Origin of the sequence: Chryseobacterium camelliae (assembly GCF_002770595.1) — a bacterium.
Taxonomy (GTDB): Bacteria; Bacteroidota; Bacteroidia; order Flavobacteriales; family Weeksellaceae; genus Chryseobacterium; species Chryseobacterium camelliae.
This window is the reverse complement of the sequence record NZ_CP022986.1, coordinates 3,733,640-3,759,899: the sequence shown is the minus strand read 5'-3', so window position 1 is coordinate 3,759,899 and position 26,260 is coordinate 3,733,640. Positions and strand designations below refer to the sequence as shown.

General features: G+C 41.1%; 24 protein-coding genes. 12 read left to right on the top strand and 12 right to left on the bottom strand.

Going from position 1 to position 26,260, the window contains the following annotated elements:
• Positions 1-196: 196 nt before the first annotated feature.
• Positions 197-1,189, bottom strand: coding sequence for a phosphotransferase (locus CGB83_RS17315; protein WP_100076947.1), 993 nt, complete (start codon positions 1,187-1,189; stop codon positions 197-199).
• 381 nt (positions 1,190-1,570) lie between these two features.
• Between CGB83_RS17315 and CGB83_RS17310 the strand changes: the two genes are divergently transcribed.
• From CGB83_RS17310 to CGB83_RS17295, 4 genes are all read left to right on the top strand, one after another.
• On the top strand, positions 1,571-1,831 hold the full coding sequence (locus CGB83_RS17310) for a hypothetical protein (RefSeq protein ID WP_157761450.1): 261 nt from the start codon (positions 1,571-1,573) through the stop codon (positions 1,829-1,831).
• A gap of 316 nt (positions 1,832-2,147) precedes the next feature.
• Positions 2,148-2,327 carry a bacteriocin-like protein gene (locus tag CGB83_RS17305; protein WP_100076945.1) on the top strand — a complete coding sequence of 60 codons (180 nt, stop codon included), beginning with the start codon at positions 2,148-2,150 and terminating at the stop codon, positions 2,325-2,327.
• 303 nt (positions 2,328-2,630) lie between these two features.
• The gene (locus tag CGB83_RS17300) at positions 2,631-4,421 is read left to right on the top strand and encodes a T9SS type A sorting domain-containing protein (protein WP_100076944.1); all 1,791 of its coding nucleotides are present in this window, start codon (positions 2,631-2,633) and stop codon (positions 4,419-4,421) included.
• Positions 4,422-4,802: 381 nt separating this feature from the next.
• Entirely contained in the window at positions 4,803-5,141 is a 339-nt protein-coding gene (locus CGB83_RS17295) for a helix-turn-helix domain-containing protein (RefSeq protein WP_100076943.1), read from the top strand.
• Between the two features lie 27 nt (positions 5,142-5,168).
• Here the strand turns inward: CGB83_RS17295 and CGB83_RS17290 are convergent, their stop codons facing one another.
• From CGB83_RS17290 to CGB83_RS17250, 9 genes are all read right to left on the bottom strand, one after another.
• A complete protein-coding gene (locus tag CGB83_RS17290; RefSeq protein WP_228419981.1) occupies positions 5,169-5,852 on the bottom strand; it encodes a Rossmann-fold NAD(P)-binding domain-containing protein in 684 nt (227 codons plus the stop codon).
• Positions 5,852-6,415 (bottom strand): TetR/AcrR family transcriptional regulator, encoded by a 564-nt coding sequence (locus CGB83_RS17285; protein WP_100076942.1) that lies wholly within the window; start codon positions 6,413-6,415, stop codon positions 5,852-5,854. Before CGB83_RS17285 ends, CGB83_RS17290 begins: the two co-directional genes overlap by 1 nt.
• A 55-nt stretch (positions 6,416-6,470) precedes the next feature.
• Positions 6,471-6,878, bottom strand: coding sequence for a nuclear transport factor 2 family protein (locus CGB83_RS17280; protein ID WP_100076941.1), 408 nt, complete (start codon positions 6,876-6,878; stop codon positions 6,471-6,473).
• A gap of 141 nt (positions 6,879-7,019) precedes the next feature.
• Positions 7,020-9,164 (bottom strand): outer membrane beta-barrel protein, encoded by a 2,145-nt coding sequence (locus tag CGB83_RS17275; protein ID WP_228419979.1) that lies wholly within the window; start codon positions 9,162-9,164, stop codon positions 7,020-7,022.
• Positions 9,165-9,337: 173 nt separating this feature from the next.
• On the bottom strand, positions 9,338-10,237 hold the full coding sequence (locus CGB83_RS17270; protein WP_100076940.1) for a DJ-1/PfpI family protein: 900 nt from the start codon (positions 10,235-10,237) through the stop codon (positions 9,338-9,340).
• Positions 10,238-10,445: 208 nt separating this feature from the next.
• A complete protein-coding gene (locus CGB83_RS17265) occupies positions 10,446-10,811 on the bottom strand; it encodes a hypothetical protein (RefSeq protein WP_157761449.1) in 366 nt (121 codons plus the stop codon).
• A 226-nt stretch (positions 10,812-11,037) separates the two neighbouring features.
• Positions 11,038-11,964, bottom strand: coding sequence for a malate dehydrogenase (locus CGB83_RS17260; RefSeq protein ID WP_100076938.1), 927 nt, complete (start codon positions 11,962-11,964; stop codon positions 11,038-11,040).
• A 162-nt stretch (positions 11,965-12,126) separates the two neighbouring features.
• Positions 12,127-12,678 carry a biliverdin-producing heme oxygenase gene (locus tag CGB83_RS17255; protein WP_100076937.1) on the bottom strand — a complete coding sequence of 184 codons (552 nt, stop codon included), beginning with the start codon at positions 12,676-12,678 and terminating at the stop codon, positions 12,127-12,129.
• A 32-nt stretch (positions 12,679-12,710) separates the two neighbouring features.
• Complete coding sequence (locus CGB83_RS17250; protein WP_100076936.1) at positions 12,711-14,903, bottom strand: ATP-binding protein; 2,193 nt, start codon at positions 14,901-14,903, stop codon at positions 12,711-12,713.
• 521 nt (positions 14,904-15,424) lie between these two features.
• On the opposite strand from CGB83_RS17250, the gene CGB83_RS17245 reads away from it, so the two are divergent.
• Both CGB83_RS17245 and CGB83_RS17240 read left to right on the top strand, forming a co-directional pair.
• Positions 15,425-18,448, top strand: coding sequence for a ligand-binding sensor domain-containing protein (locus CGB83_RS17245; RefSeq protein ID WP_100076935.1), 3,024 nt, complete (start codon positions 15,425-15,427; stop codon positions 18,446-18,448).
• The gene (locus CGB83_RS17240) at positions 18,441-19,064 is read left to right on the top strand and encodes a response regulator transcription factor (RefSeq protein ID WP_100076934.1); all 624 of its coding nucleotides are present in this window, start codon (positions 18,441-18,443) and stop codon (positions 19,062-19,064) included. Before CGB83_RS17245 ends, CGB83_RS17240 begins: the two co-directional genes overlap by 8 nt.
• 435 nt (positions 19,065-19,499) lie before the next feature.
• Here the strand turns inward: CGB83_RS17240 and CGB83_RS17235 are convergent, their stop codons facing one another.
• The gene (locus CGB83_RS17235) at positions 19,500-20,513 is read right to left on the bottom strand and encodes a nucleoid-associated protein (protein ID WP_100076933.1); all 1,014 of its coding nucleotides are present in this window, start codon (positions 20,511-20,513) and stop codon (positions 19,500-19,502) included.
• A 305-nt stretch (positions 20,514-20,818) separates the two neighbouring features.
• Here CGB83_RS17235 and CGB83_RS17225 point away from each other — a divergent pair, with 305 nt between their 5' ends.
• From CGB83_RS17225 to CGB83_RS17205, 6 genes are all read left to right on the top strand, one after another.
• Entirely contained in the window at positions 20,819-21,169 is a 351-nt protein-coding gene (locus CGB83_RS17225; RefSeq protein ID WP_100076931.1) for a DUF7674 family protein, read from the top strand.
• Positions 21,170-21,215: 46 nt separating this feature from the next.
• Positions 21,216-21,347: a hypothetical protein gene (locus CGB83_RS20605; protein WP_257790658.1), complete on the top strand. Its 132-nt coding sequence runs from the start codon at positions 21,216-21,218 to the stop codon at positions 21,345-21,347.
• 50 nt (positions 21,348-21,397) lie between these two features.
• The gene (locus CGB83_RS17220; RefSeq protein WP_100076930.1) at positions 21,398-21,787 is read left to right on the top strand and encodes a DUF7674 family protein; all 390 of its coding nucleotides are present in this window, start codon (positions 21,398-21,400) and stop codon (positions 21,785-21,787) included.
• A gap of 213 nt (positions 21,788-22,000) precedes the next feature.
• Entirely contained in the window at positions 22,001-23,404 is a 1,404-nt protein-coding gene (locus tag CGB83_RS17215; protein WP_157761448.1) for a helix-turn-helix domain-containing protein, read from the top strand.
• The gene (locus CGB83_RS17210) at positions 23,391-24,554 is read left to right on the top strand and encodes a hypothetical protein (protein ID WP_100076928.1); all 1,164 of its coding nucleotides are present in this window, start codon (positions 23,391-23,393) and stop codon (positions 24,552-24,554) included. Before CGB83_RS17215 ends, CGB83_RS17210 begins: the two co-directional genes overlap by 14 nt.
• Before the next feature lie 106 nt (positions 24,555-24,660).
• Positions 24,661-25,521, top strand: a complete 861-nt coding sequence (locus tag CGB83_RS17205; protein WP_100076927.1) for a T9SS type A sorting domain-containing protein — start codon at positions 24,661-24,663, stop codon at positions 25,519-25,521.
• Between the two features lie 118 nt (positions 25,522-25,639).
• Here CGB83_RS17205 and CGB83_RS17200 read toward each other — a convergent pair whose 3' ends face one another.
• Complete coding sequence (locus tag CGB83_RS17200; protein ID WP_100076926.1) at positions 25,640-26,152, bottom strand: thioredoxin family protein; 513 nt, start codon at positions 26,150-26,152, stop codon at positions 25,640-25,642.
• Between the last annotated feature and the right edge of the window lie 108 nt (positions 26,153-26,260).

Here is a 26,260-nt window from a genome sequence, read left to right as displayed (position 1 = left end):
TTCCTGAAAGCTCAAGTCTAATGGCAGGACAGTTTTCAAAAAAATATTCTTAAATATAGATAAATCATCTGAAACCACTGGCATATGCTGTAAATAACAAAAACGTGATCCTTAATTTTTCCTAATAAGACAGAACATATCGTATGCATTCATTACCAGTAAACTTTGAACAGCAATTTACTCTATTAAAAGCATGTTATTCAATCTCAATGCTGTGATAAATCATCCACCGTTTCAAATTCCCAACCATCCGCTTTAAATGATCTTCATTTAAAAAGATATTGGTCCAATAGTCAAAGCGGTCGCACTGAACACTGATGTAATAGGTCATGATGGCCAGACAGGCAAAGGGTAAGAGCTTTTTTTCTTCAACAGTAATTTCAGTTATAGTCTCATAACCTTTGATAAAGCTGTCTGCTTTTGCCTGATATTCCTCTTCATTCAAATGGGTTGTCAGCAACTGAAATAGGAAGTAAGAAATATCAAAGCATAAATAGCCATTGCCGCAAAAATCAAAGTCAAAAAATGTAATTTCTTTCTCATCATCAATGTGCAGATTGTCAAACCAGACGTCGAGATGAACTGCTCCATATCTAATGTTACGCAAATCAATGTCATTGATTTTCAGTATTAAAAAAGAAGAAAGGGTTTCTAAAAATTCAATTTCGCTGCTATTTTTATCATAGAATCCTTTTATCTTTAAAACAGGATCTTTGAGTAGGTTTTGGGTATTGTAGGACAATCTGTCCAGGCCGATATGTTCCGTTGATTGATGAATTTTTGCCAATGCCTGTCCGATCAGGAAACTTGTCCCATTTGAAAATTTTGCTGTCTTTTTGCCTTTAGCATAAGAAAATAAAACCCCGAACCTGATCCCTTCCGGTGCTTCGATTTCCTGGATGAAACCGTCCGACTGATCGGCGATCGGAAAAGCCACCTGTCTCCCATCTTCTTTCAGAAGGATTAAAAGCCTTATTTCTTCTTCAATTTCCAGCTTTGTACGCCAGTGATGGGTGTATACTCTGAATACATATCTGTTTTCATTATCATAGACAATATACAGATGGTTCATGGCAAGCCGGAAAACACTGCATTCAGCTTTATCGCTCAGTCCATATTTTTGCTGAATAAGCTTAGCCAGACTGTGGGGTGAAAGCGTACTGTTAATTACCGGAAATTTCTCTGTCATTATTTCTTAATTTATAGCTGATGATATTTATTCAAGAACTTAACACCTGATTAAAGTTTATTTTAGATTCAGCTTTAATGGTTATTTGTATTTAGGACTTTTCAATTTTTCTCATTATTGCAAAATGCCTGTTGCTTGCTTTTTGCTTCTCTTTATTAAGTCATCAATACACCTGTTATGAGAGACTCTGAAGGTCCTTAAGTCATTCCACGGGTGATTTATGTTAAAAAAGTTATTTATTTATTCGCCATCAAATTTATTTGTTTTTTTGTAGAAATTTAAAAATTAACAATGGTAAAAAATCTAAAAGCTTGGGCAGTATGTATATTGTCGCTGTGTTCATCTTTCGCTTTCTCTCAGCAGGAATCAAATGAAGACATATTGAAATTTAAAAGTGAGCAAACGAACAGGAATTCCCGTGAGAAAACAACTGTTTTTACAGGAAATGTCTCTCTGTCATCTGAGGCATTCAGCTTTGAAAATGCAGAGAAAGTAATTGTAGATGAAACCACAAACGAGGTGAAAATCTATAAGCCCCGGAACTTTAAAGTTATTCATGTGAATGGCCTTACCAGAACCGGAGGAAATACGGAACAGGATGTGATTGTTTACCATACAAAAACAAAGGTTCTTTCGATGTAGTTTGCTGTTAAAGATAAAATCAGAAAGGCCATATGATCCATCATGTGGCCTTTTACATATATTTACTCTGCCAGTTCATCACTATGTCAACTGTAAATTTTTGTGTTTTCTGTGGCTTCATTCCGGTTCTGGCACGCTCACACCATCAAATCCTACATCTCAACGTCTAACTACTCCGATTCTCAAATAAATACACGATAATCATTTCGATCTTATAAAAAATATTTCATAAAATAAAATATATGATACAAATGTTTTACTAACTTTGAGAATATATAAAGTATAAAATTTTATTACTGAACCAAATTCTATAATCATGAAAAATTTAAAAACATTGTCAAGAAAAGAACTGAAAACAATCAAAGGAGCAGCATCCGTTTCAAAATGTCCTCCCGGGACTTATTATTGTCCTGAAGCTGACGTATGTGTCCCGTTCAATGCAGGGTGCTATGTTATCGTACCGGATATACCGGTAGAAGGAGAAACGGCTCATTAAGCAAAATAAAAATGGCTGTCTCGAAAGAGACAGTTTTTTTGCGTCCTGCTGAAAAAAAATATCCTTAGGCTGGTATTTTAAAATTTAAAAATAATAGTATGATTAATCTCTACCATTATACCATAAAAAGACATTTTATGAGTTTGATTACTTACCGGGAACAAATTTTTTTAGAGATATAGGGTGTACCAGCTTGTCTATGGGGTTGCAATACGATATTAAAGCAATAATCATTAGTTTAATTCACATTACTTTGATATTTTTGTCTGAAATAAGCCATCAATAAGAAAATATTAAGTCATTATGAGATTAAACAATCTATTTTTTATTTTACTTTCCTCCACTCTATTTTCTCAAACCTCCTTTAATTATCAAAGAAGCTGGGCCACCTATTTCGGGGCCATCAATACGGGAATAACAGGACTTTATGAGGACAGCTCTTCCCACATCTTTGTAGATGCGAGAACAAGTTCACCCAACCCAAGCATCGGGACACCGCCGGTTTCTTATTACAATCAGTTTATAACCGCAGGAAGCCAGCCTTATACCGGAAGTTATACTATTCCTAATAATTTTTCAGGAAAGTTAACTTCAGCAGGAAATTTTATATCTTCGGGATACTCACCTTACATCACCTCGAATTCATCTGCAAAATTCCCGTACTTCAGAGATCATGATGGAAATATGTATGAGCTCCAGATCGATCCTTCCAATCCTGCACTCTCTCCCGGGGCATGGCTCAGCAACGCTCCGGATTCCTTAAATAATATTCTTACCAAATATGACGTCAATAATACCATGCTGTGGCAGACCTATCTGCCCGGAAACGACAGTTTTAATAAGCTTGACGTAGACCATGACGGAAATATTTACGTTACCGGAGCCACTACATGGCAGAATCTGGCAGATCCGGGAACGTTTCAACAGGTTTTCAGTATGGTTTATGGTCCGGCAGGAGAACTCCTGCCCAATACTTATCTGGTAAAACTGAATCCGCAGGGACAAAAAATATGGGCTACCTATACTCCATCAAGTTTACTTTCAGGATTAACGGTATTCGAAGACAAAGTCTATGTTTGCGGGAACAATGACCTGAAGCCTGCAGGAGCAGATTTGTCAACATCCGGCACATTTCAGCCCGCAAAAGCAGGCCAGTTTATTGCTGAAATTAATGCTAATACCGGACAAAGAACCTGGGGAACTTATTATGGAATTCCGGGCAATACATTAGATTCCGGGATTTCTGATATTAAGGCCGATGGCACCGGTGTCTATATTACCGGAGCGACTTTCGGGATACAGGGAAGCTATTATGCAACGGAAGGAGCTTATAAAACACAGTCAACGGATCCTGATATGTTTGTTACGAAATTCAATTCCTCCGGAGGAAGGATATGGAGCACCTATATAGGCACCGCCGCGGAAGAAACATTCAGCGGCGACAGAGGGCTTGATATTAAAAATGGCAAGGTATTGTTCACCGGGTTGAGCTATGGGGATCAAAATATCTCAACACCGGGAGCATACATCGCAACAAAACCTAATCCCAACGGCCAGGATATCTTTTTCAGCATGCTGGATAGCAGTACCGGATTTCCGGATTTCATTTCCTATTACGGCGGTACCAGCAACAGCTTCCATCCCAATGACATCAAGTGTATTTTTTCAATAGATTCAGACGGATTTTACCTGTACGGAAGTACAGGCAGAACAGCTGGATACAGTTCCGCAAACGGTTACCAGCAGACGATCATCTATCCTGGCGGAATTACAACCGGAATTTCCGGATTTATCGCAAAATTCAGTCCCAAGACCCTTTCTGTTTCTGAGGCGGATCCTGCCGGAGATCTTATGTTGTACAACAATCCAAACAATGGAAGCTTCAGTGTAAAAGGAACTGTTTTACAGCAGGTGCCTCATATGATCGTTATCCATGATCTGTCCGGAAGGATACTCTATTCAAGGCCTGTTCAAAAAAATAAAGAAGAGCACTTCCACCTGGAGCACCTGCTGGCCAATGGAAATTATATCGTATCCATAACTAATAGTGACCAGACTGTCGTTAAAACATTTAAACTTATGATCAGGAAATAGGCAGAGAACAAATACCATCTTAAATACCTGCATATAAAAATATTATGCAGGTATTTTCGTGTTTAAAAATCGTATATTTTTAAAACTTCTGTGTTCTTCTGTTTTCAAAGTTGTTTTCTTAAAATTCTAAAGTGTCACAAAAGCTCTTATGACTGTTGTGGTTTAATCTCTCGCAGATCAGCAGATCTCGCAGATTTTTTCACGCATTTTAAAAATCGTAGATTTTTAAAAACTCATGTGTTCTTCTGTTTTCAAAGCTATCATCTTAAAAATTCTTAAGTGTCAAAAAAAACTTTTATGACTATTGTGGTTTAATCCTTCACAGATCAGCAGATCGTGTATGTGTTTTCACGCTTTAAAAGCGTAGATTTTTAAAAACTCATGTGTTCTTTCGAAACAACGCAATTTGATTTTGACTTAGCTAATCATATTAAAAGCTTAAGAAAATCAGCGGGTTTATCTAAAGAAGAACTAAGTTTAAAAATGGGCGTGGCAAAATCCTTTGTAGGCAATGTAGAATCTCATACACAACGACACAAATATTCCACCCGCCATATCGCGTTGCTGGCCAAAGCTTTCGGCTATAAACATGTTTCTGAACTGATGGACTTCCCTACTCCAGAATATGACAGAGTTAAAGTTACAGTGAAGCAGGTGTATAATGAGAGCGGAACCAAGGTGATGGCGAGTGAGGTGGTGAAGATTAAAGGGGTTGAATAAAAAATAGTGCAGCTTTTTTACTACGCTTTATTGATTTGATAAATGAAGCTTTGAAATCAGTTTTAAATCTTTGATTTCCAGAATATTTTTCAGGCAGCCAATTTCAAGTACATTAACCAATGCCGTTACCATTTCCTCATAACTCAAAGTTTGATTTGGAAAAATATAAGGATAAATAAGATTAAGTATCTTATAAATCAATCTTACGTTCTTTTGCTCTTTTAATGGAATAATAAAACCCGGCCGGAAGCTGTAAACATTTTTAAAAGGAAGCCCAATTAAGGCATTCTCGGTTTTACCTTTTATCCTTGCCCACATTATTTTTCCTTTTGCAGAGCTATCGGCATAAACCCCTGATAAATAAAAGAAAACCATATCAGGATTCAGATCAGCAAGCGCTTTTGCAAACATCATTGTGGTATAAAAAGTGATATGGCTGTACTTATCCTCATTCATACCAAAGGAACTTATCCCAGCACAATAGAAACAGCCATCGTAGCCGGTCAACTGACTACGATGAGCATGCAGGTCTGTAAAATCTTTTACAATAAGTTCAGAAAGTTTGGGATGCCGTAATGGAGATATTCTTCTATTTACCATTAATACTTCTGTAATATCAGGATGATTGAGAGTGGTCAACAGAACCCCTTCCCCGATCATTCCCGTTGCATCTGTGATGATGATCTTCATTTTCTTATTCTTTGTGCCCATCAGCGTACAATCATTTTCCAAAACATATTGAACGTATCCTCAATGATGTTGTATTGAACTTTCTTAGTAACCGTGTTGGATAACAGGTATTGATTGACACCAAATACCTGATTACTGATCAAAGTGTATAATAGATTTACATCAATATCAATGATCTGCTTCTCTTCGATAGCCGAACGAAAAATCTGTAATACAGGTGCTATCTGAGCAGAAATCTCATTATTTCCAATTTTTTTAAGATAAGGCGAATTAGAGAATTGGGCCAGAAACAAGAATTCGTCTGGGTTACGGAGCGCCCATTTAAGAGATTCCTCATAATACGTTTTGATCATCTCCCTGGTTGATTTGACTTCTGCCAGTGCAGCATTTATATGTTCTGCAGCCATACCTTTTATTCTTAAATAGAGGGCAACGATCAGTTCATCTTTGGTGGAAAAAAAATAAAACAGCGTTCCCGTTGCTATGCCTGCCTCCTTTGCAATTTTGCTTGTCGGTGTATCATTAAATCCCTGAGAAACAAATAATTTCAAGGCAGTTTGAAGCAGTATTTCCTTTTTATCCATTGGTTATGTATTTAAAAAACTGAAAAATATCTTATTACATCCTATTTCAAGTTTGTTACCTTTCATCATCCATGGGACCACAAAATAATTCATTAACCATAATGGTATCCAGGTATTCGTAAAGCCCACTAATTAAGCCATCCTTAAAGGTTAGCAGCAATATCACATTGTTTTCGTAAATACGACCGTCACTTCTTGTTCCACGAATGTGAATATAAAGTGCTGCACGATCTTCGTCAGCAGTAATAGATTTAAGTGTCATCTTCATGCCTTCCGGAAATCTTTCCGCCACCGTTGCCCATAATTTTGATTGATTTTCTATTGATTGGTACCCGCCAAAAGGCCAAGACCCCTCACCACTCAACCAATAAGTGCAATCAGCCGTTTTTAATTTGTTCATCTCGTCAAATTGGCCGGCAGCCATCGCATCGAAGTATTGGTTTGCTATTTTCTTAGTTTCCATAATTTTAAATTTTGTGACTGTTTAGTCAGTCACTACAAATGTATAACTATTTATTTGATCAACATATAGAAGAAGCTAAATAAAAAATCTCAGAAACACATTCTGAGATTTTTTTGTAAAATATATTAAGAGTTGATCCTTTTATTTTCCTCCACCGTCTTTTTCCACATCGGTTTTGGTATTGTCCTTCACTTTCTGGTTCCCGAAACGTTTCACGAATGTGAGGGAGAAACCATGCCAGTCGGAGCGTGATGCATTCCGGAAGGTTCCCTGGGCACTGTAGGTGGTGGCATCAAAATTAGGCCGCTTGAAGATGTTCATCAGCTGGAGGCTGACTTCCATCTGGGTTTTCGGGAAGATTTTGGTTACGGAGATATTGTGGAAAACATTGGTATTGTTCGCAATGGAGTTCCCGTTATTCTGGTTGTTGATTTCCATCCATGCGCTGAGATTGATGTTCTTATTCAAGAGATTGGTATAGGAAATATTGGTGGAACCGCCCCAATAGCTGATGTACGGACTGGATTTCAGGTTGTTCTTCGCGTTGAAGTCGCTGTTGTCGATATAGTACCATCCGAATCCGGCATTTACCGTCAGCTTATTTTTCAGGAAGGTCTGATTGGTATTGGCGAAAAAGTAGTATTTTTTCACTTTCCCGAAGAAGTTGGCTTCCTGGCTGATGGTTTTTCCGTTTTCATTAACGAAGGTCGTCCAGTAATCCTGATCGGTGAACATATACCTTGCGGAGAGGAAATACTTTTTGAAAAGCCCCATCTTCAGGTATAAACGGTCACTCGGATTGGGTTCCAGATCGATGCTTCCGCGGGTGTATATCCCGTCCGTATTCGGCAGCAGGAACGGGTTGAATTCCGCATACCACGGCCGCCAAAGGTTCCGGTTGTAGGTAAGGCTTACATCCAGCTTTTCCGAAAAGGAATACTTGAGCAACAGGTTCGGCAGGAAAGCGCCGTACCCATCTTTCCTGGATGTTCCTGCTACATCCTGGCGGATTTTAAAATTGGTACTCTCATACCGGATCCCGATCCTGGTTTCCAGCTTTTTGAAAAAGGTTTTGCTGTAATTGGCATACAGGGAGTTGATGTTGTCTTCATAATGGAAAACGTCATTCTGGCTGAGGCCATTGAGCTGGTTCCCGTACAGGCTGTTCGGGATGCTGTTATTGTTGAAGTTCATCTTCCCTCCTACTTCAATGGTTCCGCCGGATTTCCCTAACGGCTGGGTATAGTCTACCTTAACATAATAGTTGCGGGCCTGGGTGTTGGTTAAAATCCCGATTTCATTCGGCAGCGGATTATTGCTGAAGTTTTTCAGGAAGTAACTATCGTCTCTCTGCCCGTCATAATTGCTCCCGAGATTCACATCCAGGATCCTGTTTTTTTCCTTGTCGTAGTATTTATAGAAAATATTGGTTCCCAGGGTACGGCCAAGCCCGGAGGCATTCTGGGTCTGCGCGTAAGAATACTGGAAATCGTTATTGGCAAAATTGATGGCGTCTGCCTGGGAATCTGAAAAGCTGCGGCTCTGGTAATATTCCAGGATGACCCCGATATTGTTCTTTTCATTCAGCTCATATTCCGAAGTGGAAGACAAGGACGGACTCTGGTTGTGCTGCTGGCTGTAGGAATTGATGTTGGTGATATTATTGTTTTCATACAGCGTATTGGTGATGGAATTCCTCTGTACCCACGTATTGTCGCTGTAACTTCCGACCAGGGTCTGGGTAAATTTTTTGCGGTGGTAATTGAGGTTGGCATTGGTATATTGGGAATTCTTGGTATTCTGCCTGTTGTTAAAGGTTATGCTTCCTTTGATGCCTTCATCATCCCGCTTTTTCAGGACGATGTTGATGACGGAGCCTGCGCTCTCGTAGCGTGAGGACGGGCTGGTAATCACCTCTATTTTCATCAGGTTGTCTGCTGGAATAGTAGCGAGATATTCTTTCAGTTCCTTACCGGTAAAAACGGATTTCCGGTCATTGATGTATACGGTAACAGATTCTCCTTCTGCTTTTATGGCGTCATTATTATCGATGCTTACCAGAGGGGTCATCCTCAGGACATCCCAGGTGGTATTCCCGGCCAGGATGGAACTGTTGGCTACATTGAAAACAGTACGGTCAACCTTGGATTCTACGGTGGGCTTCCTGACGACCAACGTAACGGCTTCTATTTCTTTTTCTTTCGGCTTCAGGGTATCTTTTTGCGTCTGGGCTGTTGCAAAGCTGGCAGCGAGTAAGGCAATAGAAGATATAATTATTCTCATCATGTAGATATTTACAGATAAGACAGTCAAAGGGTAGCCTATGTTACATCCGGATGATAAAAAAAATAAAGAAACGCACTAAAGCAGTGCGTTTCAGGTATATCCATTTTTAACTTTTTATGATTAGAGCAGGATAGATATTGATTTTAAAAGAATTCAGTCCATCAATGTCAACCTTAATCAGAATGTTTTCCGGCGTGACCTTTCTTTTTTCTCTGTTCGAGGCTGTCAATAACAGGGTTGAACCCGGCTTTATAGAGCTCTGTCATCATCTGGAGAACGTCCGGATCTGTTCTTCCGGGAGTTCCTCCGGTGATGGGCGGAGCCGGGTCATATTCCAGGTCGAGCATGACTGCCTGGGCATAATTGCTGCCCCAATTATCTTTCAGGATGGCCAGCGACATATCAAGACCGGCCGTCACTCCGGCGGAAGTCCAGTATTTTCCGTCGCGGGTATACCTTTCCTGCACGAAGTGGGCGCCGTACTGTGCCATTTTTTCTGTGGCATCGAACCAGTTGGTTGTCACATTCCTTCCTTTCAACAGGCCTGTTGCGCCGAGGATCCATGCTCCTGTGCAGACAGATCCGGTGTAGGTGGTGGTTTGATCAACCTTCCGGATCCAGTCCAGCACTTTTTCATTATAGGCTGCTTCTACCGTTCCTTTGAAGCCTCCCGGAATGATCAGGATGTCTAGCTGTTGCACCTCATCTATGGTGGTATCAGGCCGTATTTCGATTCCGGATACGGTTTTAAACAGGCCCGGTTTCAGAGCGATCAGCATGACTTTTGCTCCGACCACCTGGCCGAAAACGTAGCGCGGATTCATAAAATCAAGGTCGTTGACGCCATCATAGACCAGGATTCCGATGGTTCTGATCTCTTTTTTAGGTTTCCCGAAAACGGCATCCATCGTCAGGGCATGATTTCCGGAATCCGCAGCATCTTGTTGCTGTTCTTTTCCTGAGGCTTTCTGAACGGAATTTTTATTGGTGTGCATTTCTTTTTTCACAGGTTCTTTTTGGCAGCCCGTCAGCAGCATGGCTGCTCCCACGAGACTGCATATCATTATTTTCATCGTGATGTTTTTTGTTATTATTAAATTTCCTTGGGTTGTTATCCTGTATTTGCAAGCCGGCCCGGCTCAGGCATGTTCTCCTTTCTGAAAATCCAGAAGTACGGCGCCGTCTTAAACTGAACCGGATGTATGGTATAGGATACAATAGAGGTGATCACCAAGGCATCAGCCTCATGATCTGTACAGTTGAGTCAAAATGAACGCTTAATCAGGCCACAGGAGGATGGAATATGTCAGAATACAATATGGGCAAATACCTGACTGAATAAAAGGTACTGATCGAACGGTCATCCGTACCAGCAATACCGCAAAAGTAGCATATCCCCTCTTCCGCGATAAACACATCTATATACGGAAACAGTATTTTCCTGCCATCCCGGGTATCATGTTCCCGTCCGGTTTCAGCAATCTGCCTGAAGACATAGCATTTGCCGTTGCACCTGAGTTCCGGCTGCGCCCTGTTTTCACAGAGGTTTTCCACAATATACCTGTAATTAACGGCATAGCTGATCAGTGGCAGTAACGGCCGTACTGCAAGCGTGAAAATCAATACTATGGCAACACTATATTTCAAAACCTAGTATCAAAGATACGAATCGCAAATCAGTATTTGACTGATATTCATCATAATGTATAGTCATGAAAGGACAGAATGGCAGGTTAAGGGACATTAAATAGTGGTCTGAAGAAATGATGACGTTGCGAAGAGGCCAGGAAAAATGGGGATGGAAAGAACCATGAAAAAATAAGACTCCGCGCCCTTCCAGGGCGCGGAGTCTTTTATCTATAATTCAATATGATTAGAATTTTAAATCTCCGTTTACTTCTTTTACTGCGTGAGCGGCTTCAGCAAATTTCAGCTGCTCGTCTGCGGTAAGGGTAACGTTTACGATTCTTTCTACCCCGTTTTTACCGATGATCGCAGGAACACCCAGGCAGATATCATTCTGTCCGTACTCTCCTTCCAGCATCAGTGAACAAGGGATCATTTTTTTCTGGTCGCATGCGATTGCCTGAACCATTACAGAAACCGCTGCACCCGGTGCATACCATGCAGAAGTCCCCAATAATTTGGTAAGGGTAGCTCCGCCTACTTTGGTTTCCTCAATAACGTACTTTTGTTTTTCCTCATCCAGGAATTCGGTTACAGGAACCCCGTTTCTGGTAGCCTTGCTCAACAGCGGAAGCATTCCGGTATCACTGTGGGCAGCAATAACCATCCCGTCTACGTCTGAGATTGGCGCTTCAAGAGCCTCAGCCAGCCTGTATTTGAACCTTGCCGAGTCCAGCGCTCCGCCCATTCCGATGATCTTATGTTTAGGAAGCCCGGATGTTTTGTGTACCAGGTAAGCCATAGTATCCATTGGATTGGATACCACAATGATGATTACCTCAGGGGAATGTTTCACCAGGTTTTCCGTTACTTCTTTTACGATTCCGGCATTGATGCCGATCAGCTCTTCTCTGGTCATCCCCGGTTTTCTAGGGATCCCTGAAGTGATTACGGCTATGTGAGAACCAGCCGTTTTGCTGTAATCCCCTGTAGTACCGGTGATTTTGGTATCAAACCCGTTAAGGGATGCCGTCTGCATCAGATCCATGGCCTTCCCTTCTGCAAAGCCTTCTTTAATATCTACTAAAACCACTTCCGAACAGAAGTTTTTCATAGCGATGTATTCTGCACAACTTGCTCCTACAGCACCTGCACCTACTACGGTTACTTTCATAATGTATACTTTTTTAAATTTATGATCAGATTCACGGAAACTTCAGCGTGCTCCGGGACAGCACTTACAGTATGCCCAACAGCCGGATTTCCGGTTCCCAAATTTAAACATTCCGGAAAAGTTGAGCAATTTTTAAAGGATATAATTAAGAATTTATGAACATTACTCAGCGTTCAGCAAAAAAGTATACAGCTTCCTGGCTCCGGCCAGTACTTTATCGTAATCTTCTTCCTGTACACCGTTGTCCAGCGCCTCCTTGAAGCTCTTCCACATAAGACCTGTGTTTTCCTGATAGCAGCCGAAAAAATGAAAGCTGATGCCATCGAATCCCTCTGTTTTGGAAAGCTGTTTGGCAATCACATTTCCGCCCAGGGTAGATCCTTCGATCACGTAAAGTGCGCCTAACGCTTCATGCTCATTCTCAAAGGTAAGGGGATCTGCTGACGGCTGACTGCTTAGTGAAAGGCTTTCCATATCTTTTTCAATCAACGGAAGCTTCTTCCTTTTGCTGAGCTGGATTTTATCACTCCACTCCCCTGAAAGGCTTTTTCCGATGCTATCCTCAGCATTCAGCAGCATCAGGTAATTGTTCCGGATGATCTTTTTATAGTCGTCTAAAGTGAATGTTTTATTGAAAATTTTTTCAGAATTAAAAAGCTTTTCAGCCGCGTCGTGATACACAGACGTATTATGTTTAAGATATTCGGATACCATGAAATAAATAAGGATTTTAAAATTCCTCTAAGTTAAGGTTTTTTAAACTTTAAAATAAATGTCGTTCCATCCTCATTGCTTTCATAGCCCACACTGCCGCCAATCCTTTTCATGATGCGGTGTACAATGGAAAGGCCTACCCCGTTTCCTTTAAATTTCCTGGCGTTGACCATCCTGTTAAAGATTTTAAACATCTTATGTTTTTCCTCTTCCGGAATACCGATACCGTTATCACTGATTCTGTAGACTATGAATTCACCGTCTTCCGCCCCGTTGATCTCTACAATCGGCTGCTCCCTGTGGGAAGAGTATTTTACCGCATTGTTGATGATGTTCAGGAACACCTGGTGAAGCATGGTTTTATCAGCCATCACTTCCGGGCATGCTTTGATGATGATTTCACTCTTCGGGCTTTCAAAGGTAATTTTTGCATTTTCTGCAATTTTCTCTATCGTCTGCGCAGTAGGAATGCTTTCCAGCATGATCTCGCTGTGCTTGGCACGGCTGAGCTGAAGGACATCATTCATCATCTCAGCCATCCCGTCGATCTCATTGATGATGGCTTTGATTTTCGCCCTGCTTTTCTCCGAGCCGTCCGTAAGGGTGTTCAGCAGCATCTGGGCATTCAGCTTCATGACGGTGAGAGGTGTCCCCAGGTCATGGGAAATGGTATAGGAAAAGCTGTCCAGCTCTTCGTTCACTTTTTTCAGCTCGTCATTGAGCGATTTTATCGTGTTGTAATTTTTATGTGAAATCTCCAGGATGACATCCCTTACAGCGTTTACGGCACTTATATTTTTAGCATTCCACCGTTTGGAATTTCCTTTGATGCTTTCCGTAAAGACCATAAATGACGTTCTCGGGGAAATGATATATTTTTCTTCGCCGTTCTGGACAAAAAGCTCGATCTTTTTTTCCTGTTTTCCGCCCCAGCTGATATGCTCGTCAAATTCCCTGCGGAACCAGATCAGCACTTCTTTCTTGCTTTTTTCAATACAATAGATAATAACTCCGGCCGCTTTCTCATCAAGGCCCAGGTCTTTGCCATGGTCCTTAAGGAAGCTCTTGTTGACATACATACTTTCGTCAATATTTCCCAGAGCCCAGTCCACAATCCTGCTGATGGTTTCACGCTCAGGGACCTGACCTTCAGTCACCATATGTTCATCTGAAATAATGGCGAGACCGTCCGCTTCCGGAAGTCCGGCCAGCTCAGATTTATTATACGCGAGCACGTCAAACATATTGCTGTTCTGCAACAACTGCTCTTTCAGCAATGACGTTCTATCGTTCAGTAAGAGGCGGTACTGGAGCTCATTTTTAGATTTGAAAGACGAATAGGCATTAGAGGCCAATGCAGTAAAAATCCCTGCCTGCACCCTGTCCTCAAGGTCAATATGCTTGGGTTCCGTATTCTGGCAGGTCACCAGCCCCCAAAGATGGTCATCAATAACAATTGATACACTGAAGCTTGAAGAAGCCCCGGAATTTTTGATGTACTGCCCGTGAATGGGAGACATCGCTCTTGAAGTAGTAAACGTAAGGTCAATGCTTTCCAGCTGCTTACTCAGTACCGGAACGGTTTCTGAATGGACATTGCTGAAGATCCGCTTACGCTTCTTCATATACAGTTCCCGGGCCTGGCGTGGAATGTCGGATTCCGGATAATGGAGCCCGAGATAGCTTTCCACATGGTCCTTTTTTTTCTCAGCGATCACCTTTCCGGAACCGTCCATCATGAATTTGTAGATCATCATGCGGTCGTAATTAATAATCGGAGCCAGGGTATTGAGGAGCTGTTCCCAGATTTCCTGCGCATTGTCCATGATATAAAAACTGTCGTATTTATTGGAGATGCGTTTATTGGGATTGAAGATTACTTCTTCGAATTCTAAAAATATATGATCATCGCTCCGGAAAACAGAAAAATGGTACTGCACTCCGTTGATGAAAATCTTATCAAAGTAGGTTTCATTTTCGCGTCTGGTAAAATTATCCAGGGAAGTATAAATATCTGACTGTATGATGCTCTGGAAGCTCTGAGGAAAGTCTGTGACCTTTCTACCGAAAAGCCCTTCAATGCTTTCGATATTAAATATGTCCCCGATATTCCCGCTTATAAAAGTGATGGAACGTGATTCTGCATTGATGCCAATCAGATATCCAAAACTTTGTATACATCCGGGGATATGTATAGGCTCCTCATGACACTGTACAAAATTCATATAATACTTTGATCAATCAAAGATAATGTTTTTTTTAACAGCCCTGCTAATTTGTGGTACCTATTGTTTAAACGACTGATGTTAAGCACTTTTAATTTTTCACCGAATCTGAATTTACTATGAGCCATGCACGGGAAGGTATTGAGCAGCTTTTAAAATGTATTATCTTCCTCTTTATCTCTGCAATTTTACCGTGCAGCGTCATACAGCCGGATCTTACCGTGATATAGCATTTTTTTCAGAAATTGGGTAGGGATTGGAAACAGGTGCCGTTACATCTTGTATTCATCCCCATATCATAATCTATTCAATTATAAAAAAGACTGCATGCAGTGCATATCATATGTCCTGCAAAGGTCAGATAGGAATAGGTTACACTTCCTTATCATTGTTATTGATTATACACCCCTTGGGGGCATCAATTTATATTGAATTCTAACATTTTTTATTCCGTTCTTTGAAGATATATAGTATTCTGATGCTTATCTTTGCGGCATTATGATCAACCAAAACGTCAAGCTTTGATTAGGAATATACTGCTTTTTATTATACTGTCTTTTTCATGCAAAGCATATGGCCAGAAATTTAATATCCTGAAATACGATACGGAAAACGGTCTTCCCCAAAACAGCGTTAAAGATATTACAAAAGATGCCTATGGCTTTATCTGGCTCACCACCGAAAACGGGATTGTACGCTATGACGGTTCGAGTTTCCTCACTTACCGCAACTTCCCGCTCAATACACAACGGTTTGCGCACTTCTACGGCAACAGGGACAAGGACAGCATTTTCACCAATGACGGTTATGAAAATTCTGTACTGCTGCATCGGCGTGCCCCTAAAATATTCAGTCAGAAGAACAAAAGCCACAACAACGTTATTGTAAAAGACGGGTATCAGTATGTTCAATACTCAAACAAAGCCTATACTTATGATCTGCTGAAAGGCATAGGGTGCTATATCAAAGTCAGGAACGGCACTTACTATATCCGGGAAAACGCCATGGTGTATCATGATGACCGGGATAAAAAAGATTACCCTGTTAACATCCGAATCACCCTGAACCAGCTGTTTGATTTTTTTACGATTGATCATACGCTATTCCATCTCAACTATACATCAGGGTCTGTTCAGGCAATCCGGGACGGGAAAATGATCCGTTCCTATACTGCTCCGCTGCTTACCGACCCGGAAAGTAAGATTTTCTGGAGCCAGATCAACGGTCAGGCATTTGTGATCAACCGTAACACCATTTACCGCTGCCTCCTCACGAACGGCAAGCTCAGCATCCTTAAGCTGGCCGATATGGACAACCTGAAATACTGCATCAGCATGTATTATGATGAATCCTATAAAAAACTGTACCTCGGCAGCACTACCAGCGGGCTGAGGATCCTGAATTTCCTTGATTTTTCTGCTACGGAACAGAAGCCGGCGCAGTTTACCAATATTTTTTATTCTACCCTTCCTTATGGGAATGACCAGGTCATTACGCCGTACGGGGAAATCTATGACCGGAACGGATTCGTCAAAAGCAAGCATTTCAGCAGCCTTACCCCTTATTTTCTAGCTGATGACCAGAACGGAAATATCATGGTCGAGAGTAAGGCTAATACGCTGCTGTCTTACCAGAAAAAAGAGGGATTCAATACTAACCGGCCGTTTCATATTCCGGAAAATTATTTTGTTGACCTTTACTACGACCGGAATGCCTACTATATTGCCAGCAGAAAATCCAAAGAAACGATCAACACAGGATATACAGGGATATTATCGGTATATGCCGACGGGTCTTTCAGTAAGCCTGTACAACAGTTTAAGCTGAATAATGAAATTACGAAAATTGCCAGGCTGGACCCGGACAATGTTCTGGCAGGTACCATAAAAACCCTGTACCGGATCAATATGAAAACCGGAAAGATCTACAACCTCAGTCCGGGAAAAAATATCCTGATCCGCAATATCATACGGACCAATGACGGGAACTTCTGGATAACCACTCTGGGAAAAGGCTTTTTCCTGCTGAAAAATGACCGCCTGATCAGGATGCCCTATGATACCAATAAAAATATATCTTCTTCCCATACCATTCTGGAAGACCCAAAAGGTTTTTTATGGATTTCCACGAACAACGGTTTATACAGGGTGCTTAAGAGCCAGCTTCTCAAATACAGCTCAGATTCTTCAACCCGGGTGAACTATTACCGTTTCTCCAAGGAAGAAGGTTTTAATACCAATGAATTCAACGGCGGAGGGAATTTCTGCGGAAACCGGCTGAACAACGGCGAATTCGTACTGCCTTCGCTTAACGGACTGGTCTTCTTTGACCCGCTGAAGGTGAATGCCCATTATCCCGCCCAAGTATACATTGAACGCGCAGTGATTGACGGAAAAACCCTGAATTTTGATGGCAAAATCAATCTGAATCAGGATGTCTACCGGGCCGATATCTTTATTGATGTGCCGTATTATGCCAATGCCGACAATGTAAAAATACTGGCAAGGCTGAGCAATTCCTCACATGCGAAGTGGGAAACTATCGGGAAAGACCGCAAGTATTCTATGTCCAATATCGAGCCGGGCTCCTATAAGCTCGAAGTAAAGGTTCTGGCATCGGACCACGAAAAGTATATTTATAAGACCATTGCCGTTTACGTCCCTCCTTTTTTCTACCAGACGCTGCTGTTCCGTGTTTTATGTGCTTCTGTCCTTATCCTGCTGATTTATCTCCTGTTAAAGTGGAGGGTCAGCTTCCTCCAGAAAAAAAACCGTGAGCTGGAAGAAATCATTGAAGCCAGGACCAGAAGCCTGTCCGATACGGTGGATGACCTGAAGTCTACGGAAATTGAGCTGTACAAAGAGATTGAGCAGCAGAAAAAGCTGATTGGCACGATAACGCATGATATTACCAGCCCCGTACGCTTCATTGCCATCACTGCCAAAGAAATGCTGGACAGGCAAGAAAAAACTCCGGAGAGCGTGGAAAAAGTCCTTTCTTCCATTTATAAATCATCGTTCCAGCTGTATAATTTCACCAGGACGCTGAAAGAGTATGCTGATATTTACAGCAACCACAGGTCGCATGAAAATGAAACCTACCTGCTGTATGACCTTATCGAGGAAAAAATCCTCCTGTTCAGCGAAATAGCCAGGAACAACCATACCGTGATCATCAATACTATCGACCGGACCGTGAGTACAACGGTCAGTAAAAATATTTTTGCTGCCATCATCCATAATCTTCTCGATAACAGTGTTAAATTTACGCAGAACGGCTCTATTACGTTTTCCTGTATGCATCATGAAGATGCCCTTTCGCTGAGCATTGTGGATACGGGTTCCGGTATGGATGAAAGCAAAATACAGTATTATACCAAACTTCAGGATAATATCGAACATGAGAAGCTGCTCCTCCAGAAATACGGGCTCGGCCTTCACCTGGTCCTGCAGCTGCTGCAGATGATTGAAGGTACCATAGTTTTCCGGCGGAACACGATAGGAACGTCCTGTATCATTACGGTAAAAAATAAAAAAGATGAGTAAAAAAATCCTTATTGCAGATGACCATCATATTGTGCTTGAAGGTACTTCGATGGTGTTGGAATCCAGGATTCCGGATGTTATTATTGATCAGGCCGAGGATTATCCGGAAGCCTATGAGAAGATCTGCCGTGAAAAGTACGATATGATCATCCTCGACATCAATATGCCGGAAAGCAAAAATAAAAAAATGATTTCTGAGATTACTGAAGCGGATCCCGATATTAAGATCCTCGTATTTTCAGCATATGAAGATTCCGTAGCCATACAATATATCCGTGAAGGTGCCCATGGCTACGTCAATAAACTCAGCAAAATAGATGAACTGGTAGACGCGGTACATAAAATATTCTCCGAAGGGCATTATTATTCCAATACCATCGTCAGCCAGCTTCTGGTTTCATCCATCCGGAACATCCCGCTTAATCCGCTTGACAGCCTTTCAAAAAGGGAATATGAAATATTCAGGCTGATGGTGAAAGGATACGGCAACCTGGAGATTTCCAATACGATGAATATCCAGATGCCTACCATCAGCACGTATAAAAAACGGATCTACATCAAGCTGAAGACAGCCAATATTGCCGACCTTATCGAACTGTACAATAAATATTGCTGAATAGATCCTTACTGATGGTACCTACGAGGATCCAGCTCCACAGCATCGATCCAACATCTCCTTCGTGTAGAAAATTTTCTACATGACATACTACTTATTTCTACTTTTCATGTTGTATCATTCTACATCCGATTCTATTTCAAAGCATTAACAATCCGTAATTTTAATCCCGAAAAATGATGCAATGCTCACATAAAAAAGTGTAAAGCACAATTTGTAAAATCATGTAAGAAAATCATTGAAGCCGGATTCTTATCATACTGCTTAAAACTATATATGCTTAAAGCAAAGCTTAAACAATCTGTATTTTAAATATTAATTAATTATTTGTCATCATCCTGATAAAATCCGGCATAAGTGAGGAGTGAGTATCAAAAAAATCCCTGAAGTTTCCTTCAGGGATTTGTGTATGGTATTAACCGGTATTTAATGCTCTTAAGCTTCCTTATCAAAATACAGCATATAGTATTTTCCTTTCTCATTCTGGCCCTGGTCAATCATCTGGCGGTCTCCGTGAATGTAAATATGGAAATTCTTATCCAGCTTAATAATGCTTTTAAAATGGCGCTGGGTCTTTTTTACTGCTGTTTCATTAATCGGGAATTCCTCAGCAATATTGATCTGCATATCCTGCTCATAATCGGTTTTGAAATTGACAAAGCTTTCAATAACATGCTCGTCGCCTAAAACCTCTTTATTGAACTCATCAATATTAAATTCTTCTTTTTCCTTGAAGAAATTAATGGACTTATTCAGGAAGTCTGCCTGGTCTGCCCTGGAGACCTCAAATTCCTGCGGCAGCTGCTTGGTGATGTAGTCCTTATAAACCATCAACGCTTCCTGGGTATGGAAATATTCATCGTCACGCTGCTTTACCTTCAGGAAATCCTCAAACCAGTAATACATATCACCGTTCTTATTATTATCCACTACGGAAAGCACATAGCCGGTTTCTTTCCCGTTATTGTAGATCAATGCAGCCTTATCTATCTTTGAAAGGCTGATTCCCTGGTCTTTTTCCATGCCGAAAGTTTCATTTTCCGGGAAAATCTTCAGGAATGACTCCCTTTTCTCCGTCTTGAAGATCCCGATCTTATCCACTTTTTCTTCACCGCTTCCCTCACCTTCAAAATATACAATGAACAATTCACCTCCCTGTACCCTGGGGTTCTCCGCAGCTTCAAAAAGATGCTTGGCAATGTTTTCAGATTCCCACAGGAATTTAGCCTTATCATCGAAAATCTCTGATGCAGCACTGTAAATAGGATTGTTCACAAGATAGGAATCGCTGTAAAACTGGTAGGTTTCTTCGGATTTGAACGAGCCTAAAAAGTAATCTTCCAGCAGCTCTGTCATCCCTTCATCCAGCTGCAGCTCCTCCTGGGAAAGCATAAGCGATTCTCCGTTAATCTTATTTCCTACTCTGTGAACGATGATTTTTGAAAACATGTCTGATTTTTATGGACTGCAAAGATATTAATTATCTGATATACTTACCCAGCATCATCTCATTTTGATCAATGCCGTCTCATTATGATACCAATTTTTCATTGAATGTACTTTCCGGAATAATTACAGGCATGATAAACAGTACTTTACGCTTAAAGTTCCATAAAGGAATGCAGTTTGTATACAGCTTAACAGGATATAAGCCGGCGGACAGCAATGGGCCTGATGAAGAAATATTCCTTTATTTTCCTGCTATCTCCACTGCTTATCTTATTATGTTTAACCACTATTTAAAATGAATCGATATGAACTATTCAGAAACCGTTCAGGAGATACAAACTATTGTCCCTGATATACAGAACCAACTTCAGGAAAAAAATAACCCTTATACGGCAATCCGTGTTTTTACGGACCATATCAAAAGAATGATCCGTCAGAATGACCGGAACCTCATCAGAGCAAGCCTGAATAAAATGAGTGCCATTTACAGCCAGGGAGATGCAGCGCTTAAAAATGCCATTGAAAACACTTTTATCTATTCCCTGGATAACTGCACGGCATTCTGTACGGAAGAATACCGTAAACTGATCTTCAGCTGCATGTCAAAAGATCTGCAGAAAAGCTATACCGCGCAGATTTATCAACACGGCATATAAACGGTTTGTTACATTTTTCGGCAGTTATATTACAAAATTACACCTTATGAAATCGAAAATAAGAAGAATATCCGACTGGAACAGCCTGGAAAACAAATCTAAGAAACAGTACATCAGTATTTTAACCACTCACATTGCGGTAATTGTCGGCGTTTTTGCAGCCGCTGCCTGTTTATAAATTGGTACGGTTTTAGATACAGTAACGGTACTTTTGAAAAATAGTTAACAATGAATGCACAAATTCCAGCCATTAATCAAACAATAGCTGTGGAGTATTTAAAATTTTTCTTTCCAACCATCCGACAGGAAATTGCACAGCTTAAACATAACTTTGCCGCAACGATCCAGGCTACTGTGAATTATGTAAAAAACCTTGTGCGCGAAGCTAAAATCAACATCATTAAGCATCACATCAAATTGATAGACTGGTTGTACAGAAACGGAAATGTAGAGGTAAGGATCATGATTGAGAATCTTTTCATCAGATCTTTTGAAAGTTTCAGGAAACTTTCCAAGACGAGTCACTGGAAGCAGATCTATGAGTATATGCCGATAGAATTCCAGCAGATCTACATGAATCACATCAAACTGGATGAGATCATGTTTAAAAAGAAATAATTTTTATGCACATAAGCAACAGCAGCTCCGGGCCTTCGGCCCGGAGCTGCTGTTTACCTATAGCCCATCCGCAGCCGGAAAAATATAATTCTCAAATTATTGAATACAGTATGGAATTATTATTTAATTTTAAACCTTAAAATCTTTCATGATCAATGAGTGGATTACAGGGGCATGCTACGTACTGAAAACAAGAAACAAAAATATCGGACGATGAGGCTATGGCTATCGGGGCTGTGGCTCATGATGGGCATATTTGCTTACGGACAGGCTCAATATGACCGTTCAATTCTGATGGCCCAGGCCCAGGATTACTTTACCCTGCATCCTGAAAAATCAGAGATGATAGGATATTATATCCAGAAAAATTTTCCTGACGAGCCATCCGGGAAAGAGGCAGCCTACATCATTATCATGGCCCGTTACCTGCAGAACCATACTTCTGAGCTTACTGATACCGGTCCGGGTGAAAACAACACTTATCCTGAAGACTATCTCATTGCTTATGCCACAGCTTTATATTCTGCGGGACTGAACACGGAAATCCTGCAACCCTACGACCCGTCCGGAATTGTACGGGATATGGATGCCATAACTTCCCGGCTGAAACGGAAACAGTACCGGCAATCCATACCTTCCATCAGGAGACTGATCTCAAGGACTACGGATCAGAACATGAACAGCCTTAAAATATTCTGGTCTGCCGTTTTCGATACCGTGCCTCTGGAAAACCTTGCTGTGTTCAGGGATGAAATATCAGCAATAGCCAAACGATATCCCCGTGAAGCGGAAGCGATATTATTATCCGCAAGACTGCAGATCGCAGAAAAAAACACGGATGCGGCAAAAAAAGCAATGGCCGGACTTGATGCTGCAGACATCGGGAAAAGCCAGAACCTGCGCTTGAAAAAAGACTACCTGGATATAGCGACCCTGCTGAGCTTTTACGGAAATTCAGCCCAGGATTATATCCGGAACAAAAACATACGGGACGGCATTATCAGAAATATAGCAGCCGAAAATCAAAAGTTCCGCTCCCGGTGGTACAGCTTTACGGAGGACAACAACCGGCTGGCTTTCGAATCCCGCAATAAACGTACGGGTCTTGTGCTGGGCATTTGCCTGTTGATCATCAGTACAGTCATCGTTTCTTTGCTGATCTATCTGTATAATGTGAAAAACAGAATCAAAAGGTTTGAACTGCTGAAGTCCAGGATAAAATCCTTATCGGATAAAAAAACACCGTTGAACATCATCCCGGAAAAAACGGAAAGCCTTCTTCTTGATAAGCTCACCCGGTTTGAATCTGAAGAGGATTTTCTATCGCCTAATATGAGCCTTAACGTACTGGCAAAAAAACTGGGTACGAATACAAAGTATTTATCGGAAACCATCAATACCTGCAAAGGAAAAAACTTCAATACCTACATCAATGAACTCAGGATCAATTACATTCTCACCAAGCTGAACAATGACCCGGTCTACCGGAATTATAAGATCAGCTACCTGGCCGAAGAATGCGGTTTTTCTTCCCATAGCCTTTTTGCTTCGGTCTTCAAGACTGTAGTAGGAATTTCACCCATCAATTATATCCGGATTTTAAATGAAAAAAGATAAATTCTTTTCCATCATGGTATTGCTGACCTGTATCATGCTGCATATCAAGCTGGATGCACAGGTATCGGATGCCACTATAAAAGCCATAGAACAGTCATCTCTTGAAAATCCCGACCGCTCTAAAGAGCTGGCCGGAAGCCTGGATATGAGCGCATTGAATAACCAACAGAAAATCCGGGTTTTATTTGCCCTCACCAATTCCAGCAATGTAACCGGTGAACTGGACAAGACACTGGAATATGGCGGCAAGACCATGGTCCTGGCCAAAAAAGAAAAAGATACCCTGACCCAGATCAAGCTGTATGGCATCCTGGGAAGCCTGTACCAGTCCATCAACCTGAATGAAAAGACAAAAAATTACCTGGATGAGGCAGAAAAACTCATGACAGCCTACCGGTTTCCGGATGCCCTGATGTACATTAAAGGCAATGTATATTATTTAAAAGGCATGAACTACGCCCATACCTTGGATTGCGAAATGGCCATACGGTATTTTAGCCGCTCAATTGATATCTACCGGAAAAACCCATCAAAGATGTCGGCTGTCAATCTGAAAATGGCATACCTTAACAAGGGTTTCTGTGAAATTGAGCTGGGCCAGACAACGAATGCTGCACAAACCCTTGAACTTGCACAGCCTGATTACAACGGAGCAGCCGACGCAAACAGCTATCCCAAATTTTTTGCGGAACGCCAGAAATTATTTGTGAAGTTCGGACATGCCAAAATTGATGCTAAAAAAGAGCAGTACGGTATTTCCAATGCCCTTTTACTGGACCTGCTGAATGAGGAGCAGAGGAGAAATACCAACTTCACCAGGACAGAAGTGCTGAAGCAACTTGCAGAAAATTACTATCATCTGGGCAGGTACGAAGAAAGCGACCGGTATGAAAAAATGTACTTTGCCGAAGCAGATCCGGAAAACAGAAAACAGGATGATCTGCTGAATTACCTGATTTCGGAAAATAAAAAAATCAGCGAGGCTTCGATTAAGAAAATGGCCACCAAGGAAATTCTCATGCTGGCCCTGATAGGTATTTTAGGAGGACTTTTCATCCTGTACCTCATAAGAAAAGCTCTTGGATACAGGCACCAGTACCAAAAATTAAAAAAAGATCTATTTAATTCCCAAAGCATTAAAAATCAATAAATTAAATATCAATTTTATCCTGTTATATTCTTGAATTTTCGCTAAAACCTACAGTATTATGCTTCTTTTTTCCATTATGGCTTACTAATATTGGGAAAAAATTGAAATGAAAAAATTGTACATTTTCGCAGCAGCCATTTTGGCGGCCGCAAGTTTTAATGCCCAATCAACTGTCCCTCCCTACACTCAGGATTTTAATAATTTCCCTCCTGCAGACTGGGTATTCGGGAATTCTTACAATACCAATATCGGAAGCGGTCCGGAAAATATCACTACGTACGACTGGCAACATAAACCTTTTCTCTCCGATACTGCCACCAACAATCCTTCCATCAGTGTCAGCCTGTATACCACAGAGGCTTCTTATTGGGCCATTACCAATAGTTTTGACCTCAGTGGCGGAGGCAGCTATACGGTATCCTTCAATTATGGAACGACAAACGGGCCCTATTCCTCCGATCCTGCCGGACCTGCACCACAAGTTACCTGTGATGATCAGTTTAAATTCATGATTTCAACAGACGGAGGAACTACATGGACCGAATTAGCCAACTGGGATTCGCCTAACGTATCCATGCCACATTCGACATCCTCATATACCACTACTGTTACGGGGATAACAAGCAATGATGTGAAATTTGCTTTTTTTGCATCAGACGGTCATGTCTATAACTTTGAAGCCGACTACAGTATTTACATCGATAATTTTTCCATCACCAGCCAGTCATTGAGTACATCGGAAATTCCGGTAAAAAAAGGCCTCAATACCTATCCTAACCCCACTTCCGGGAAAGTGTATTTCAGAGACGGAGCAAACATTAAATCTGCTGACGTATATACCGTAACCGGTCAGCTGATTTCATCCGGTACCGATGTGGATTTAACCGGCTATCCTTCCGGGCAGTATATTGTAAAGGTGCATTACAAGGACAATTCATATTCTACCGAGAAGATCATCAAAAAGTAAGGCCGGATAATGTAAGGTATGGATGAATATTCATCTGTATGAAATGATTCAAAATCAGTAAAAAAGCCGTTTTCAAATTTGAAAACGGCTTTTTATGAACTTCCGGACAGCTTCTCATTTACTTCTTCACAAATATATTTTCAATATTCGTTTTGTCCTGAGCACTTAAAGGAGATGCTTGATCCAGTTTGGCTATAAATACATCCACTTCTTCTTTTGTAGCCGGCGAGCCCAGGTTTTCCCCTTTTGCATTGAAGGAATCTGTAATTACCTCGCCTTTTGGAGTAAGGATGAGCCAGAACGGTAATCCTGCTTTTTCTCCTTTATACCGCTTCATCAGTTCCTCGCCTCCCGGATTCTCCAGCCGTTTCTTTTCACCAACTTCCTGGACATCCACATAAGCAGTAACAAATCTTTGGTCAAAAACAGGTTTGGTTTCAGGCCGTTCCATATTCTTTTCCATCAGCCTGCACCACTGGCACCATGAAGCATGAAATATCAGCAGGACATTTTTCTTATTTGCCTGAGCTTCTTTCATGGCCTTATTTACAATAACATCGGCTTTTTCCTGGGCTTTTCCCAGCTGAAAAAACAATAATCCGAAAATAATGATCAATTTATAATATCTCATCTGAACAGGTTTTAAAACTCTATACGAATATAGCTATTTTATCAATATATGAATGTTCAGTTTTCGGATAAAAAAAGGGCTGTCTTTTCAGACAGCCCTCAGGTAATG

Bases quoted from the DNA above. Each gene is read 5' to 3' on its own strand.
- CGB83_RS17205 (WP_100076927.1), top strand. From the start codon at position 24,661: ATGAAAAAATTGTACATTTTCGCAGCAGCCATTTTGGCGGCCGCAAGT.
- CGB83_RS17300 (WP_100076944.1), top strand. From the start codon at position 2,631: ATGAGATTAAACAATCTATTTTTTATTTTACTTTCCTCCACTCTATTT.
- CGB83_RS17315 (WP_100076947.1), bottom strand. From the start codon at position 1,189: ATGACAGAGAAATTTCCGGTAATTAACAGTACGCTTTCACCCCACAGT.
- CGB83_RS17270 (WP_100076940.1), bottom strand. From the start codon at position 10,237: ATGAAAATAATGATATGCAGTCTCGTGGGAGCAGCCATGCTGCTGACG.
- CGB83_RS17200 (WP_100076926.1), bottom strand. From the start codon at position 26,152: ATGAGATATTATAAATTGATCATTATTTTCGGATTATTGTTTTTTCAG.
- CGB83_RS17275 (WP_228419979.1), bottom strand. From the start codon at position 9,164: ATGATGAGAATAATTATATCTTCTATTGCCTTACTCGCTGCCAGCTTT.
- CGB83_RS17295 (WP_100076943.1), top strand. From the start codon at position 4,803: ATGTGTTCTTTCGAAACAACGCAATTTGATTTTGACTTAGCTAATCAT.
- CGB83_RS17305 (WP_100076945.1), top strand. From the start codon at position 2,148: ATGAAAAATTTAAAAACATTGTCAAGAAAAGAACTGAAAACAATCAAA.
- CGB83_RS17255 (WP_100076937.1), bottom strand. From the start codon at position 12,678: ATGGTATCCGAATATCTTAAACATAATACGTCTGTGTATCACGACGCG.
- CGB83_RS17210 (WP_100076928.1), top strand. From the start codon at position 23,391: ATGAAAAAAGATAAATTCTTTTCCATCATGGTATTGCTGACCTGTATC.
- CGB83_RS17250 (WP_100076936.1), bottom strand. From the start codon at position 14,903: ATGAATTTTGTACAGTGTCATGAGGAGCCTATACATATCCCCGGATGT.
- CGB83_RS17240 (WP_100076934.1), top strand. From the start codon at position 18,441: ATGAGTAAAAAAATCCTTATTGCAGATGACCATCATATTGTGCTTGAA.
- CGB83_RS17290 (WP_228419981.1), bottom strand. From the start codon at position 5,852: ATGGGCACAAAGAATAAGAAAATGAAGATCATCATCACAGATGCAACG.
- CGB83_RS17220 (WP_100076930.1), top strand. From the start codon at position 21,398: ATGAATGCACAAATTCCAGCCATTAATCAAACAATAGCTGTGGAGTAT.
- CGB83_RS17285 (WP_100076942.1), bottom strand. From the start codon at position 6,415: ATGGATAAAAAGGAAATACTGCTTCAAACTGCCTTGAAATTATTTGTT.
- CGB83_RS17225 (WP_100076931.1), top strand. From the start codon at position 20,819: ATGAACTATTCAGAAACCGTTCAGGAGATACAAACTATTGTCCCTGAT.
- CGB83_RS17235 (WP_100076933.1), bottom strand. From the start codon at position 20,513: ATGTTTTCAAAAATCATCGTTCACAGAGTAGGAAATAAGATTAACGGA.
- CGB83_RS17280 (WP_100076941.1), bottom strand. From the start codon at position 6,878: ATGGAAACTAAGAAAATAGCAAACCAATACTTCGATGCGATGGCTGCC.
- CGB83_RS20605 (WP_257790658.1), top strand. From the start codon at position 21,216: ATGAAATCGAAAATAAGAAGAATATCCGACTGGAACAGCCTGGAAAAC.
- CGB83_RS17260 (WP_100076938.1), bottom strand. From the start codon at position 11,964: ATGAAAGTAACCGTAGTAGGTGCAGGTGCTGTAGGAGCAAGTTGTGCA.
- CGB83_RS17215 (WP_157761448.1), top strand. From the start codon at position 22,001: ATGAGGCTATGGCTATCGGGGCTGTGGCTCATGATGGGCATATTTGCT.